A 17,419-nucleotide genomic window follows, 5' to 3' on the forward strand; every position below is an offset into this window, starting at 1 on the left:
TTGAAGCCGACTGCGTTCGACGGACTCGACGGCACGAACGACGCCACCGAGGCGGAAACGAACCAGGCTTTCCCGCTGTCGCACGCGCAGCTCGGCATGTGGTACGCCCAGCACGTCGACCCCGAGGTCCCGATCAACATCGCGCAGTACGTCGACCTCCGAGGCCCCCTGGATGCCGACCTGTTCGACGAGGCCTCCGTGACCGGCTCCCGCGAGTTCGGCACCGGCTACCTCCGGCTGATCGAGGTCGACGGCACCCCGTTCCAGGTCATCGACCTGTCCATCGACGACCACGTCGGCTACGAGGACTTCCGCGGCCAGGACGACCCGGTGGCGGCCGCACACGAGTGGATGCGTGCCGAGTTCGGCGCCCCGCTCGACCTGCTCGAGGACCGCCTGATCTGCGCCACCCTCCTGCACCTCGAGGACGAGCGGTACTTCTGGTACTCCAGGGTCCATCACATCGCGCTCGACGGCTTCGGTGCGATGGCGTACATGACGCGCGTCGCCGAGCTCTACACGGCGCTACTCGAGGGCCGTGAGCCCTCACGGTCGAAGGCCTGCAGCCTGCGCACCCTCAACGAGGCCGACGCCGCCTACCGGGAGAGCTCCCGGTTCACCGCCGACAGCGAGTACTGGGCCGAGCAGATCGCGGGCATGGAGGAGGGCAGCAGCCTCACCAGCCGGACCGCCGCACCGGCGGTCGTCAACGGGATCGCCAGCGCCGCGCTCTCGGACTCCGTCAACGAGTTGCTGACCTCCTCGGTGGACCGGCACGAGTCCTCGCCCTCGGGCATGCTCATCGCGGCGTTCGCCGGATACCTCGCGCAGTTGACCGACTCCGAGGACGTGATCCTGAGTCTGCCGGTCACCGCGCGCACCACCGCCGCGATGCGGCAGTCCGGCGGCATGCTCTCGAATGTGGTGCCACTGCGACTGCACGTCGGTCTGGACACCACGGTCGCGGATCTGCTCAAGGCCGTCCAGGTCGCGGTGACCGGCGCCCTGCGGCACCAGCGCTACCGACACGAGGACATCCGCCGCGACGCGTCCTCGACCGCCATGGCGCGCGACCTCCTGGGCCCGCTCGTCAACATCATGCTGTTCCACAACGAGATCACCCTCGGGCCGGTGCTCGGCGAGCTCAACATCCTCTCCACCGGCACCGTCGAGGACCTCGCGGTGAACTTCTACCAGAGTGTCGCCGGGACCCGGACGCACGTCGACTTCGAGACCAACCCCAACCTGTACACGCAGGACGAGGCGCACCGGCACCACTCCCGGTTCCTGGACTACTTCGAGCGTTTCCTCGCGGCCGACGAGTCGGCACTCGTGTGGCGGCTCAGCGCCGCAACGGACGGCGAACTGGCGACCCTGCTGACCGAGTGGAACGAGACCGGCCAGGTCGTCGAGGACGGCACCTTGGTCTCTGCCTTCGGGTCGCAGGTGCAGCGGACCCCCGACGCGGTGGCACTGTCCTTCGAGGGCGCGTCGCTGACCTACGCCGAGTTCGATGCGAAGGTGAATCGCCTTGCCCGACACCTGATTTCGGTCGGGGTGGGCCCGGAGTCCCTGGTGGCTCTCGGGATGCGGCGATCGATGGACCTGCTGGTGGGCGTGTACGCGGTTCTCGCGGCAGGCGGCGCCTACGTGCCGATCGATCCGGACCAGCCCGCGGAACGAGTGGGGCACATTCTCGACACGGCGGCCCCGGCCTGTGTGCTGTCCACGTCACGGGACGGCCTGGAGGTGCCGGGGGAGGAGTCCGTCCTCCTCGTGGACACCCTCGATCTGTCGGGGTACCCCACGGGGCCGATCGCCGATACGGATCGGGTGTCGGCGTTGTCTCCGGACAACACGGCGTACGTCATCTTCACGTCGGGGTCGACCGGCCGGCCCAAGGGTGTCGCGGTCAGCCATCGCGCCATCGTGAACCGGCTGGAGTGGATGCAGGCCGAGTACGGTCTCGGTGCCGACGACGTGGTGCTGCAGAAGACGCCGGTGACGTTCGACGTTTCGGTGTGGGAGTTGTTCTGGCCGTTGCAGATCGGTGCGCGTCTGGCCATCGCCGTGCCGGACGGGCATCGGGACCCGGCATACCTGGCGCAGGTCATGGCGGACGAGTCGGTGACGACCGCACACTTCGTTCCGTCCATGCTGGCGGTGTTCGCCGCGTACGCAAGCGAAGCGGCCGGAACGGCCGCGCAGGCGCCATCGCTTCGGCAGGTGTTCGCCTCGGGGGAGGCGCTGCCCGCGGACACCGCGGATCGCCTGCGCGAGGTGCTCCCGCTCGCGCGGTTGCACAACCTGTACGGCCCGACGGAGGCCGCGGTCGACGTGACGTTCCACGAGGTCACCGAGGCGGACACCGCCGCCGTGCCGATCGGCGCGCCGGTGTGGAACACCCGGGTGTACGTGCTGGACTCCCGGCTGCGCCCGGTACCGGCCGGAGTCGAGGGCGAGCTGTACCTGGCCGGTGTGCAGTTGGCCCGGGGATATGTCGGGCGAAGCGACCTGACCGCGGACCGCTTCGTGGCCAACCCGTTCTCCGACACCGGTGCACGGATGTACCGCACCGGTGACCTGGTGTCGTGGAACCAGTCCGGCGAGATCGAGTACGTCGGTCGCACCGACTTCCAGGTGAAGCTGCGTGGACTGCGAATCGAACTCGGGGAGATCGAGACCGCCATGCTGGCGATCCCCGAGGTCGCGCAGTCGGTGGTGGTCGTGCGGTCCGATCCGCAGGCAGGCGAGCAACTGGTCGGCTACGTGGTGCCGGCGCCCGGCGCCGTCGTCGAGCCGGAGTCCGTGCGTTCCGCCGTGATGCGGTCGCTGCCTGCGTACATGGTCCCCGCGGCAGTGGTGGTTCTCGCCGAGTTCCCCCTCAACGCCTCGGGCAAGCTCGATCGCAAGGCGCTGCCGGTGCCGGTCCTGGCTGCTCGCGATGCCGCCTTCCGCACCCCCCGAAGCCTGTCCGAGCAGATGGTGGCCGGCATCTTCGCCGATGTCCTCGGGCTCGATCGGGTCGGGGCCGACGACAGCTTCTTCGAACTCGGCGGCAACTCCCTGATCGCCAATCAGGTGGTCTCGCGCATCGGTGCGGCCTTCGGTGCCCGGATCGGTGTGCGGATGCTGTTCGAGGCGCCTACCGTTGCCGGAATCGCAGCGCGGATCGACGCGCTCTCCGGAGCAACAGATTCCGGGATCGCGCTCGTTGCGCGACGGCGACCGGCGATCGTGCCGCTGTCGCTCGCGCAGCAGCGCATGTGGTTCCTCAACCAGTACGACCCCGCCGCAGGCACCTACAATCTCCCGTTCGTCGTTCGGCTGGCAGGCGAGGTCGACCAGGCGGCGTTGACGGCCGCACTGTCCGATGTGCTCGAGCGGCACGAGTCCCTGCGGACCGTGTTCCCGGACTCCGAGCACGGTGCGCATCAGGTGGTCCTGCCCTGCAGCCAGATCGACCTGTCCACAGCGGCCGAACTGGTCGACGAACAGGATCTGGCGCCGCGTCTCGCGGAGTTCGCGGTCGCCGGGTTCGACGTCACGACGCAGATCCCGATTCGCATCCGGGTGTTCGAGGTTGCGAAGAGTGTTCACCAGCAGACCGAACGCCCCGAGTTCGCGGTCGCGATGGTGGTACATCACATCGCGGCAGACGGAATCTCGCTGTCGGTGCTCGCTCGTGACGTCGTCGCGGGCTACACCGCCCGGGTCGAGGGTGCGGCGCCGGCCTGGGAGCCGTTGTCCGTTCAGTATGCCGACTACACCCTGTGGCAGCGCGAACTGCTCGGTTCCGAGGACGACGAGGATTCGTTGTCCGCCAAGCAGATCGACTTCTGGCGGACGACCCTGGCCGGCCTTCCCGACCAGCTGGACCTGCCGACGGACCGTCCGCGCCCGGCGATCCAGTCGTTCGAGGGCGGCCGACTGGCCTTCGAGATCCCCGCGGGCACCTACGAGGCGCTCGTCGGATACGCACGCGCACAGGGCGTCACACCGTTCATGGTGACGCACGCCGCGCTGACGGTTCTGCTGTCGCGGCTGAGCGGAACCTCCGACGTCGCGGTGGGTACGGTCGTCGCCGGTCGCGGGGAGCAGGCGCTCGACAACCTCGTCGGCATGTTCGTCAACACCCTCGTCCTGCGCACCCAGGTGGACCCGAACGCGTCGTTCACCGACCTGCTGAGCCGGGTGCGCGAGGACGACCTCGCGGCGTTCGGTCACGCCGACGTCCCGTTCGAGCGACTCGTGCAGGTGCTCAACCCCGCCCGCTCGACCGCCCGCCACCCGCTGTTCCAGGTGGTGCTGTCGTTCGAGAACATGGATCGGGCCGAGGTCGAGCTGCCCGGTCTGACGGTGTCGGCGGACGAGGTCCGGGTCGACGTGTCGAAGTTCGACCTGCAGCTGACGGTCTCCGACCGGCCAGGGGGCGCCGGTGCGGGCGAGGACGTGGCCGCCGAGTTCATCTACGCGACGGACCTTTTCGACGAGGGGACGGTGCACGGCTTCGCCGAGCGCTTCGTCAGGATCCTGGACGCCGTAGTCACCTCACCCGGAGTCCCGGTCGGTGACGTCGAGATTCTCGACCCGACCGAGCTGGCGGATCTGTCGGACCGGTGGGGGGGAATCCTGCCGTCCGTGCCGTCGGCGTTGCCGGCGCCGCAGACGATGGCAGAGATCTTCGCTGCCGCGGTGGCCCTGAATTCCGATGCGATCGCTCTGGTCGGTTCGGGTGGCAGGGAGCTGACCTATCGCGAACTCGACGAGCGTTCGTCACGCCTGGCTCGGGTCCTGATCTCCGAGGGTGCTGGTCCGGAATGCGCTGTAGCGGTGGCTATTCCGCGCTCGATCGAGTCGGTGCTGGCGGTGTGGGCGGTGACGAAGACCGGGGCCGCCTTCGTGCCGGTCGACCCGAAGTACCCCGCCGAGCGGGTTGCGCACATGGTGTCCGACAGCGGTGCGGTCATCGGTGTCACGGTGACGGAGTTCGCAGAGCGGCTGCCGGCCGACCTGCGCTGGCTGTCGATCGAGGACGCAGATGTCGTCGGCCGATGCGCGGCGGTCTCCGCGGCGCCGGTGTCCGATGCCGACCGGATCGCACCGCTTCGGCTCGCGCACCCCGCCTACGTCATCTACACCTCGGGGTCGACGGGTAGGCCGAAGGGCGTCGTGGTCACGCACGCAGGCCTGGCCAACGTCGTCGAGCACCAGAAGCACCACTATCGGCTGGCGCCCGGATCGCGTTCGCTGCACGTGGCCTCGCCGAGTTTCGACGTTGCGGTGTACGAGGCGCTGATGGCCTTCGGGTCGGGCGCCACCATGGTGGTCGTGCCCTCCGACGTGTTCGGCGGTGTGGAACTGACGGACCTGCTGCGCGAGCAGCGGGTCACCCACGCGATGATCACGCCCGGCGCGCTCGCGACGATGGATCCGACCGGGCTCGACGAATTCGGGACCCTGATGGTCGCCGGTGAGGCGTGCCCGCCCGAGCTGATGGCGCGGTGGTCGGCAGGTCGGCGATTCATCAATGCCTACGGTCCGACGGAGTCGACGGTCCTGGCCACCAGCACTGACGTGTTGACCGCCGGCATGGTGGTGACGATCGGCGGTCCGGTCGCCGGTATCGGCGCGCTCGTGCTCGACGGTCGGCTGCATCCGGTGCCGGCCGGCGTTGTCGGCGAACTGTACGTGGTGGGTGCCGGCCTCGCCCGGGCCTACCGGGGCCGTCCGGATCTGACATCCGAACGTTTCGTGGCCGATCCTTTCGGCGGACCGGGACAGCGGATGTACCGCACCGGCGACCTGGCGCGCTGGACCGCGGATCGCGAGATCGAGTACCTGGGCCGGACGGACTTCCAGGTGAAGGTCCGAGGCTTCCGCATCGAGCTCGGTGAGATCGACGCGGTGCTCGCGGCGCAGCCCGGGGTCGACTTCGCGGTGACCGTCGGGCACCAGGGTGCCGGGGGAGTCACCGCACTGGTGTCGTACCTGCACGGGGCGGCCGGCGCCGAGCTGGACGTGGCCGTGATCAGGGAGTCGGCAGCCAGAATCCTGCCTGCCCACATGGTGCCCTCCTCGATCATGGTCCTCGACACCGTTCCGCTCACGCCGGTCGGCAAGTTGGATCGAAAGGCACTGCCGGCACCCGTTTTCGAGGCCCGTGCATACCGTGGCCCGTCGACGCAGCACGAGTCGATCGTCGCCGAGGTGTTCGCCGAGGTGCTCGGTCTCGAGCGGGTGGGCATCGACGACGATTTCTTCGAGCTCGGCGGCAACTCGCTGATCGGCACCCAGGTCACCGCCCGGCTGGGGGCGGCACTCGACGCGTCCGTCCCGGTGCGGATTCTCTTCGAGGCGCCGACGGTGGCCGATCTCGCGGCGAGACTCGAGTCGTTCACCGGCGCGCGCCGCCCGGCTCTGACAGCGGGTACGCGCCCGGAGCGGATTCCGTTGTCGCCGGCGCAGCAGCGCATGTGGTTCCTCAACCGCTTCGATCCGGAGTCGGTGGCCTACAACCTGCCGCTGGCCATCGCCTTGTCGGGCGAGCTCGACGTCGATGCGCTCGAACGAGCCGTCGCCGACGTGATCGGTCGTCACGAGGCGCTGCGAACGGTGTTTCCGGACAGCGAGTCCGGCGCACGGCAGGTCGTGCTTCCCGTCGACGAGGTGGCGCCCGCCCTCGCACCCGTCGGCGTGGCGGAGTCGGACCTGCTGGGCACTCTGGTCGAGTTCTTCTCGACGGGTTTCGACGTGACCGAGCAGGCACCGCTGCGGGCGTCGCTGCTGCGGACCTCCGAGACAGAGTTCGTGCTCGCGATGGTGGTGCACCACATCAGCGCCGACGGCTGGTCGATGGCCCCACTGGCTCGGGACGTGATGGCCGCGTACGCGGCGCGTGCCGCGGGTGCGGCGCCGGCGTGGGCGCCGTTGCCGGTGCAGTACGCGGACTACGCGCTGTGGCAGCGTGAACTGCTCGGGTCCGAGGAGGATCCGGAGTCGGCGGCAGCGGAGCAGCTCTCGTACTGGACGCGGACGCTGGCCGGCTTGCCGGACCAGCTGGACCTGCCGAGCGACCGGCAGCGTCCGGCGGTGGCCTCCTACCGCGGCGCGATGCACCGCTTCGAGATCGACGCGCAGCTGCACCGGGCGCTCGGCGAGCTCGCCCGCGCCCAGGGCGCCACCGAGTTCATGGTCCTGCACGCGGCGCTGTCGGTGCTGCTGGCCCGTCTGTCGGGCACGTCCGACATCGCGATCGGCACGCCGGTTGCCGGTCGTGGCGAGGCCGCCCTCGACGACCTCGTCGGCATGTTCGTCAACACGCTGGTCCTGCGTACCGAGGTCGACATCGCGAGCCCGTTCACCGAGATCCTGTCGCAGGCACGCGAGAACGACCTGGGCGCCTTCGGGAATGCCGACATTCCGTTCGAACGCCTCGTCGAGGTGCTCAGCCCGACCCGTTCGCAGGCGCGGCACCCGCTGTTCCAGGTGGTCCTCTCGCTCCAGAACCAGGGCCGAACGGAGCTGGAACTGCCGGGTCTGAGCATTCGTGCGCTCGAGTACGACGAGCAGGTGTCCAAGTTCGACCTGCAGCTGAACCTGACCGAGTCCGCCGAGGGCGCCGGTCTCGGCGCGGAGCTGACCTACGCGACCGACCTGTTCGACGCGGAGACGATGCGCGAGTTCGAGAGCCGCTTCCTGCGGGTCCTCGAGTCCGTCGTCGCGGACCCGGCCGCGCCCGTCGGCGACATCGACCTGCTCGATGCGGGCGAGCTCGATCACGTGTTGACGCAGTGGAACTCGGCCGGCGCGGACGTCGGTACCGACCGGACCCTGGTCGACTGGTTCGAGTCGGTCGCGGCCCGTCGCGGCGATGCCGTCGCCGTCCGGTTCGAGGACACGTCGGTGACCTATCGGGAGCTGCACGAGCGGGCGAATCGCCTCGCTCGGGTGCTGATCGACGCCGGAGTGGGTCCGGAGTCGTTGGTGGCGGTCGCGTTGCCGCGTAGCGCCGATCTGGTGGTGGCGTTGCTGGCGGTGCTCGAGGCGGGTGGCGGCTATCTGCCGGTCGATCCGACGTACCCGGCGGATCGCATCGAGTACATGCTCTCCGACGCCGCTCCGGTGTGCGTGCTGACCTGGACCGGTCGTGAGATCGCCCTGCCCACCGGGCTTCCGGTGATCGAGTTGGATTCGGTGGACCTGTCCGCGGTGTCGGCGGCCGCGGTCTCCGATGCGGAGCGGGTGGCTCCGCTGCGGCCGGGCAATGTCGCGTACGTGATCTACACGTCGGGTTCGACGGGTCGCCCGAAGGGCGTCCAGGTCCCGCATCGCACGGTGACACGGTTGATGTCGAACACGGAGTCGGAGTTCGGTTTCGACTCCCGCGACGTGTGGACGATGTTCCACAGCTACGCGTTCGACTTCTCGGTGTGGGAGCTGTGGGGTCCGCTGCTGTACGGCGGCACGCTGGTGGTCGTCGACTACTACACCTCGCGTTCGCCGGAGCAGTTCCTGGAACTGTTGGCGCGGGAACGGGTGACGGTGCTCAACCAGACCCCGTCGGCGTTCTACCAGTTGGCGGAGGCCGACCGGCAGTCTCCGGCGGAGCTGTCTCTGCGGTACGTGGTCTTCGGTGGCGAGGCGCTCGAGCTGCGGCGCCTGAGCGACTGGTACGACCGGCATCCGGACACCGCACCCACGCTGGTGAACATGTACGGCATCACCGAGACCACGGTGCACGTCTCGCACCGCCGTCTCGACGAGCGCACCGCGGCGACCGCGACCGGCAGCGTCGTCGGCCAGGCCATCGCCGGACTGCAGGTGTTCGTCCTCGACACCCGGATGCGTCCGGTCCCCGTCGGTGTGCCGGGCGAGATGTACGTCGCCGGTGTGCAGTTGGCGCGCGGCTACCTCGGCCAGCCCGCACTGACCGCGTCCCGGTTCGTGGCCAACCCCTTCGACCCGCAGGGGTCCGCCCTGTACCGGTCGGGCGACCTCGCCCGATGGAACCGTGACGGTGAGCTCGAGTACCTCGGTCGTGCGGACGACCAGGTCAAGGTGCGCGGTTTCCGCATCGAGCTCGGTGAGATCGAGGCGGCCGTGCTGGCACCGGACTCGGTGGCGCAGGCGGCGGTCGTCGTGCGTGAGGACACACCGGGCAGCGCGCGGCTGGTGGCCTATCTCGTGGCCGCGGACGGTGTCGCCGTGGACGTCTCGGCGGTGCGCGAGTCCGCCGCGGCGGCGTTGCCGGAGTACATGGTGCCGTCGGCGTTCGTACTGCTCGACGAGATCCCGCTGACCGCGAACGGCAAGCTCGACCGCCGGGCCCTGCCCGCCCCCGCGGCCGAGGTACGTGAGTTCCGTGCGCCGGTCACGGTCGCGGAGGAGATCGTCGCCGGCGTGTTCGCCGACGTGCTCGGTCTCGACCGGGTCGGACTCGACGACGACTTCTTCGAACTCGGCGGCAACTCGCTCGTCGCCGCGCAGGTCGTCGCCCGGATCGGCGCGGCCCTCGACGCCAAGGTGCCGGTGCGAGTGCTGTTCGAGGCCTCCACCGTCGCCGCCGTGGCCGCGTCCGTGGGTGATCTCGCGGGTGCGGGCGGGCGGGTGGCACTGACCGCAGGGCCGCGCCCCGCGCAGATCCCGCTGTCCCCGGCGCAGTCTCGCATGTGGTTCCTCAACCAGTTCGACACCGAGTCCGCGATGAACAACATCCCGGTGGCGGTGCGACTGAGCGGTTCGGTCGACGTCGACGCGCTGCGCGATGCCGTTGCCGATCTGCTCGACCGCCACGAGGTCCTGCGGACGGTGTACCCGGACACGGCCGACGGTCCGGTCCAGGTGATCCTTCCCGTCGCCCAGGCGATGCCCGATCTCACGCCCACCGCCGCGGACGAGGACCATGTCCTCGCCGAGCTCGTGCGCGAAGCGACGACCGGGTTCGACGTCACCGAGCAGGTACCGCTGCGCGTGCGGCTGCTGCAGACCTCGGGCACCGAGTTCGTGTTGGTGTTCGTCGTGCATCACATCAGTGCGGACGGCTGGTCGATGGGCCCGCTGGTGCGGGACGTGATGACCGCGTACGCGGCGCGTGCCGCGGGGACGGCGCCGGCCTGGGAGTCGCTGCCGGTGCAGTACGCCGACTTCGCGCTCTGGCAGCGCGAGGTGCTCGGGTCCGAGGACGACCCGCAGTCGCTGGTGTCCACCCAGTTGCAGTACTGGTCGGACGCGCTCAGCGGGTTGCCGGACCAGCTGGACCTGCCGAGTGACCGGCAGCGTCCGGCGGTGGCGTCGTATCGCGGTGCGGCACACCGATTCACCGTCGACGCGGACCTGCATCGCGAGCTGAGCGGCCTGGCTCGGGCGCAGGGGGCCACGCTGTTCATGGTCGTGCACGCGGCGCTGTCGGTGTTGCTGGCACGTCTGTCGGGTACCTCCGACATTGCGATCGGTGCACCCGTCGCGGGACGCGGTGAGGCCGCGCTCGACGATCTCGTCGGCATGTTCGTCGGCACGCTGGTGCTGCGCACGCAGGTCGACTCCGGCGCGAGTTTCGAGGAGATCCTCGGTCGGACCCGATCGGTCGACGTCGCGGCATTCGCCAACACCGACGTGCCGTTCGAGCGCCTCGTGGAGGTGCTTAGCCCGACCCGCTCGCAGGCCCGGCACCCGCTGTTCCAGGTGGCATTGACCTTCCAGAACATGGACGTGCCGACGCTGGAACTGCCGGGACTGACCGTGAGCGGCGTCGAGATCGACGCCCGTGTCGCGAAGTTCGACCTCCAGGTGACGATGGCGGAGACGTTCTCCGACGACGGCGCGCCTGCGGGGATGACGGCGGAACTGACCTACGCCACCGATCTCTTCGACGACGCGACGATGGACGCCTTCGCGCAGCGATTCGTGCGACTGCTCGGCGCGGTGGCCGGCGACCCGGGCGCGGCGGTCGGCGACGTCGACCTGCTCTCGGACCTCGAGCGCAGCCACGTGCTCGAGGAATGGCCGGCCGCGGGACCGGACGCGGGTGTCGACGGCACCCTGGTCGAGTGGTTCGCTGCCGCTGCGTCCCGCGTCCCCGACCACGTCGCGGTGCGCTTCGGCGACGGACAGCTGACCTACCGTGAGCTCGACGAGCGGACGAACCGCCTGGCGCGCATCCTGATCGAGTCCGAAGTCGGACCCGAGACCCTCGCCGCGGTGGCGTTGCCCCGCTCGCTCGACCTCGTGGTCGCGTTGCTGGCGGTGCTCAAGGCGGGTGGCGGGTACCTGCCGGTCGATCCGACGTATCCGGCGGATCGCATCGAGTACATGCTCTCCGACGCCGCTCCGGTGTGCGTGCTGACCTGGACGGGTCGTGAGATCGCCCTGCCCACCGGGCTTCCGGTGATCGAGTTGGATTCGGTGGACCTGTCCGCGGTGTCGGCGGCCGCGGTCTCCGATGCGGAGCGGGTGGCTCCGCTGCGGCCGGGCAATGTCGCGTACGTGATCTACACGTCGGGTTCGACGGGTCGCCCGAAGGGCGTCCAGGTCCCGCACCGCACCGTGACCCGACTCATGCGGAACACGGAGCGGCGCTTCGGCTTCGACGAGCACGACGTGTGGACGATGTTCCACAGCTACGCGTTCGACTTCTCGGTGTGGGAGCTGTGGGGTCCGCTGCTGTACGGCGGCACGCTGGTGGTCGTCGACTACTACACCTCGCGTTCGCCGGAGCAGTTCCTGGAACTGTTGGCGCGTGAACGGGTGACGGTGCTCAACCAGACCCCGTCGGCGTTCTACCAGTTGGCGGAGGCCGACCGGCAGTCTCCGGCGGAGCTGTCTCTGCGGTACGTGGTCTTCGGTGGCGAGGCGCTCGAGCTGCGGCGCCTGAGCGACTGGTACGACCGGCATCCGGACACCGCACCCACGCTGGTGAACATGTACGGCATCACCGAGACGACGGTGCACGTGTCGTACCGGGAGATCGATGCCGAGACCGCCGCCGCGGCCTCCGCAAGCATCGTCGGCCAGGCGATCGACGGCCTGCGGGTGTACGTGCTCGACGAGCGCCTGCAGCCCGCGCCGGTGGGTGTGCCGGGCGAGATGTACGTCGCCGGTGTGCAGTTGGCGCGGGGTTACCTGGGCCAGCCCGCGCTGACCGCGGGCCGGTTCGTGGCCGATCCGTTCGGGTCGGGGCTGCTGTACCGCTCGGGCGACCTCGCCCGATGGAGTGGCGAGGGCGAGCTCGAGTACCTCGGTCGTGCGGACGACCAGGTCAAGGTGCGCGGTTTCCGCATCGAGCTCGGCGAGATCGAGGCGGCCGTGCTGGCACAGGACTCGGTGGCGCAGGTCGCGGTCATCGTTCGCGAGGACACCCCCGGCAACCCGGTGCTCGTCGCCTACGTGGTGCCGGGCCGGTCCGATCTCGACGTCGCGGCGGTGCGCGACGGTGCCGCGACGGCACTGCCGGAGTACATGGTGCCGTCCGCGTTCGTGCTGCTCGACGAGATCCCGCTGACCTCGAACGGCAAGCTCGACCGGAAGTCGTTGCCGGCGCCGGTGGTTCAGGCGCGTGAGTACCGCGCTCCCGAGACGGCGGCCGAGGAGGTCGTCGCCGGCGTGTTCGCCGACGTGCTCGGTCTCGACCGGGTCGGACTCGACGACGACTTCTTCGAACTCGGCGGCAACTCGCTGATCGCCGCGCAGGTCGTCGCCCGGATCGGCGCGGCCCTCGACGCCAAGGTGCCGGTGCGAGTGCTGTTCGAGGCCTCCACCGTCGCCGCCGTCGCGGCGGCTGTGGGCGATCTCGCCGGGGCCGGAGCCCGTCCGGCGCTGGTTGCGCAGGAACGCCCGGAGCGGATCCCGCTGTCCCTGGCCCAGCAGCGGATGTGGTTCCTCAACCGCTTCGACACCAGTTCGAGCGCCTACAACATCCCGATGGCGATCAGGCTCACGGGTGAGCTCGATCGGGAGGCGCTCGAAGCTGCACTGGCCGATGTGATCGCGCGGCACGAGTCGCTGCGGACGCGTTACCCCGAGACCGGCGACGGCCCCTTCCAGCTGATCGAGGCTCCCGATGCGGTGACGCGTGAGCTGGTGCCGGTTCGGGTCAGCTCCGGCGAGCTGCCGAATCGTCTGTACGAGTTCGCGACAGGAACGTTCGACGTCACCCTCGAGGTTCCGTTGCGGGTGCGTCTGTTCGAAATCGATGACACGGGCGTACCCATCGGTGGCGAGTTCGTGCTCGCGATCGTGGTGCACCACATCGCTGCAGACGGGTCGTCGATCACTCCGTTCGTCCGTGACGTGATGGCCGCCTACGCTGCCCGGCTGGCCGGCGGTGCCCCCGGATGGTCGGAACTGCCCGTGCAGTACGCGGACTACGCGTTGTGGCAGCGCGAGGTACTCGGTTCCGAGGAGGATCCGAGCTCGGTCGCCGGCCAGCAGCTCGACTTCTGGCGGCGGACCCTCGCCGGCATCCCGGATCAGCTCGACCTGCCGAGCGATCGTCCCCGCCCGGCGGTGCGTTCCAACCGGGGTGGGCGGGTGGCCTTCGAACTCGATGCCGACCTGCATCGCGGGCTGGCGCGGGTGGCCCGCAGTCAGGGCGCGACGCTGTTCATGGCCACGCACACCGCGTTGGCGGTCCTGCTCGCACGACTGTCGGGTACCGACGACATCTCGGTCGGCACGCCGATCGCCGGTCGTGGTGAGGCCGCGATGGACGACCTGATCGGCATGTTCGTCAACACCCTGGTCTTCCGTGCCCATGTCGACGGTTCGAAGACCTTCGCGGAGTTGCTGTCGACGGTGCGCGCGTCGGACCTGGCCGCATTCGGTCATGCCGACGTCCCGTTCGAGCGGCTCGTCGAGGTCCTCAACCCGACCCGGTCCACCGCCCGGCACCCGCTGTTCCAGGTCGGGTTCTCGTTCCAGAACGTCGCCCAGAAGCGCCTCGAACTGCCCGGGCTCATCGTCGAGGCACTCGAGATCGACAACCAGATCACGCAGTTCGACCTGCAGTTGTTCCTCACCGAGCGGTACGACGCCGATGGCGCACCGGCGGGTGTGGACGCGATGTTCCACTACGCGACGGACCTGTTCGACCAGTCGACGGTCGAGCGGTTCGCGCAGCGGTTCGTGCGGATCGTGGAGACCGCTGTCGCGAATCCGACCGCGACCGTCGGCGACCTCGAGATCCTCGACGCCGCCGAACGGGAGTGCGTGCTCGCGCGGTGGAACGACACCGACGAGCAGGTCGCCGATCTGACGCTCGCCGACATGTTCGCGATGCAGGTCGCGGCGACCCCGGACAACCAGGCACTGTGGTTCGAGGGCTCCGAGCTGAGCTACCGCGAGTTCGATTCGCGCGTGAACCGGTTGGCGCGCAGGCTGATCGACGAGGGTGTCGGCCCCGAGTCGTTGGTGGCACTGGCCATGCGACGGTCGATCGACCTGGTTGTCGGCATGTACGCGGTGGTCGCGGCGGGCGGCGCCTACGTGCCGATCGACCCCGACCACCCGGCCGAACGAATCGGACACATCCTCGAGACCGCGGTCCCGGTGTGTGTGCTGTCCACCGCGCGAGACGGGTTCGACGGAGCAGGGGACAGGTCTGTCCTTTTCCTGGACCGTGAGGATCTCTCCGACTACTCGGAGGCCGAGGTCACGGATGCGGATCGGTCTTGTCCGTTGCGCCCGCAGCACCCGGCCTACGTGATCTTCACGTCGGGTTCGACGGGCCGGCCCAAGGGTGTGGCCGTGAGCCACTCTGCGATCGTCAACCAGTTGCTGTGGATGCGAGCGGAGTTCGGACTCGACGCGTCGGACGCGGCACTGCTCAAGACCGCGGCGACCTTCGACCTGTCCGTGTGGGAGTTCTGGACTCCCGTGATCTCGGGCGGTCGCCTGGTCATCGCCGGGCCCGGCGGACACCAGGACCCGGACTACCTCCTGGACCTGATCCGGACTCAGTCCGTCACCACCCTGCACGCGGTGCCCTCGATGGTGTCGATGCTCGGCCTCGCTGCATCCGGTGGCGCACTGGCGGATTCGCTTCGTCGTGTGCTGGCGATCGGCGAGGCGCTGCCCGCGGCGATCGCACAGGCGTTCCGCGGCGCGAACACCGCGCGACTGTTCAACCTGTACGGCCCGACGGAGGCCGCGGTCTCGGTGACCTCGCACGAGGTCACCGAGCTCGACGCCGCATCCGTGCCGATCGGCGCGCCGGAATGGAACACTCGCGTCTACGTGCTCGACGGTCGACTCAACCCGGTGCCCGCCGGCGTGGGCGGCGAGCTCTACCTCGCCGGCGCCCAGCTGGCGCGCGGCTACTACGGTCGCGCCGACCTGACCGCCGACCGGTTCGTCGCGGATCCGTTCGGGGCGTCGGGCGAGCGGATGTACCGGACCGGCGACCTGGTCACCTGGCGCGAGGACGGCGAGCTCGAGTACCTCGAGCGCAGCGACTTCCAGGTCAAGGTCCGGGGCTTCCGGATCGAGCTCGGCGAGATCGAGGCGGCCCTGGCGCGAGACGAATCCGTTGCGGCCGTGGTGGTGACCGCCCGCTCGGACGAGCGCACCGGCGAGCGCCTGGTCGCCTACGTGGTGCCTGCATCGGGAACCGATCTCGACGTGGCGCGGTTGCGGACGGCCGCGACGGCGGCGCTGCCGAGCTACATGGTGCCCTCGGCCTTCGTGGTGCTCGAGGCGTTGCCGCTGAACATCAACGGCAAGATCGACCGCAAGGCCCTGCCCGACCCGGAGTTCGAGGCGGCCGAGTTCCGGGCGCCGGCCACGGACGTCGAGAAGCTCGTGGCGCAGGTCTTCGCCGATGTCCTCGGCGCCGACACCGTGGGCCTCGACGACGACTTCTTCGCCCTCGGCGGCAATTCGCTGGTGGCCACCCAGGTCGCGGCCCGACTGGGCGCCGCGCGGGCGGCCAAGATTCCGGTGGCCTGGTTGTTCGAGGCCCCGACCGTCGGCGAGTTGGCGGCGCGGGTGCAGGCGCACGTCGGCGAGGGTGATCGCGTCGCGCTGGTCGCCGGCGAGCGTCCGGAGCAGATTCCGTTGTCGCCGGCACAGCAGCCGATGTGGGTGCTCAACCGGATCTCGCCGGACTCCGCGGCGTACAACATTCCCGGCGGGATCAGGCTGTCCGGTCGGCTCGACGTCGCGGCGCTCGAAGCGGCCGTGCTCGACGTGTTCGAACGTCAGGAGGTGCTGCGGACGACCTATCCGCTCGGCTCCGACGGCCCGGTCCAGCAGATCGTCCCGATGTCGGAGACGACGCTCGACCTGACGCCCATCCGCGTCGACGAGCGGACCCTGGCCGCCCGCGTCGCGGAGTCGGTGGGCACCGGCTTCGACGTGACGACCGGTGTGCCGGTGCGACTGCAGCTGTTCGAGCTCGCCGAGGCCGGAGTGGAGGTCGCGGAACGCCCCGACCACACCGAGCACGTGCTGCTGATGGTCGTGCACCACATCAGTGCCGACGGCTTCTCGATGGGCCCGTTGGCCCGCGACATCGTCGTCGCCTACACCGCGCGGGTGACCGGCGAGTCGCCGAACTGGGCGCCGCTCGCGGTCCAGTACGCCGACTACAGCCTGTGGCAGCGTGAGGTGCTCGGGTCCGAGGACGACCCGGACAGCGTGATCTCACGTCAGATCGCCGAGTGGCGCGAGACGCTGGCCGGTCTGCCGGATCAGCTCGACTTGCCGTCCGACCGTCCGCGACCCGCCGTCCAGACCTTCGGTGGCGGACGCCTTCCGTTCGAGGTGCCTCTGGCGACGCGCCGCGCGCTCGAGGATTTCGCCCAGGCGCGTGGGCTCACGCCGTTCATGGTCGTGCACGCGGTGCTGGCCGTGCTGCTGGCCCGGCTGAGCGGCACCGCCGACATCGCCGTCGGCACCCCCGTCGCCGGGCGTGGCGAGCAGGCCCTCGACGACATGATCGGCATGTTCGTCAACACTGTCGTGCTGCGCACCGAGGTGGACGGGAACGCATCGTTCGAGGATCTGCTGGCACAGGTGCGCCGCCGTGACCTCGACGCGTTCGGCCGCGCCGACGTCCCGTTCGAACGCCTTGTGCAGGTGATCAATCCGCAGCGCTCCACCGCCAGGTCGCCGCTGTTCCAGGTCGCGCTCTCGTTCCAGAACCTGGGATCGGCTGCGATCGAACTGCCGGGCCTGACCATCTCCGCGGAGGAAGCGAACCTCGACAGCTCCAAGACGGATCTGCAGCTGACCCTGCAGCACGGCCCAACGGACGAGCCGATGGCGGCGGAGTTCACCTTTGCCACCGACCTGTTCGACGAGTCCACGGTGGCCGGATTCGCCGACCGATTCCTCCGGATCCTCGAGACGGCACTGGTCGAGCCGACAATCCCGGTGGGCGATATCGAGATCCTGTCGATCGACGAGCATGCCGACCTGGTGC

At 69.5% G+C, this 17,419-nt stretch carries 1 protein-coding gene (only partly in view); it reads left to right on the forward strand.

What is annotated here, in order from left to right; translation table 11 throughout:
* A protein-coding gene (locus ACFVH2_RS21360; protein ID WP_378426173.1) for a non-ribosomal peptide synthase/polyketide synthase crosses the window boundary here: on the forward strand, positions 1–17,419 show its 5' portion. It continues 15,431 nt past the right edge of the window; 17,419 of the gene's 32,850 nt are visible here — the first part of the coding sequence; it begins with the start codon at positions 1–3; its stop codon lies off the right edge, out of view.

This window comes from Rhodococcus sp. NPDC127527 (assembly GCF_042672245.1).
Taxonomy (GTDB): Bacteria; Actinomycetota; Actinomycetes; order Mycobacteriales; family Mycobacteriaceae; genus Rhodococcus_G.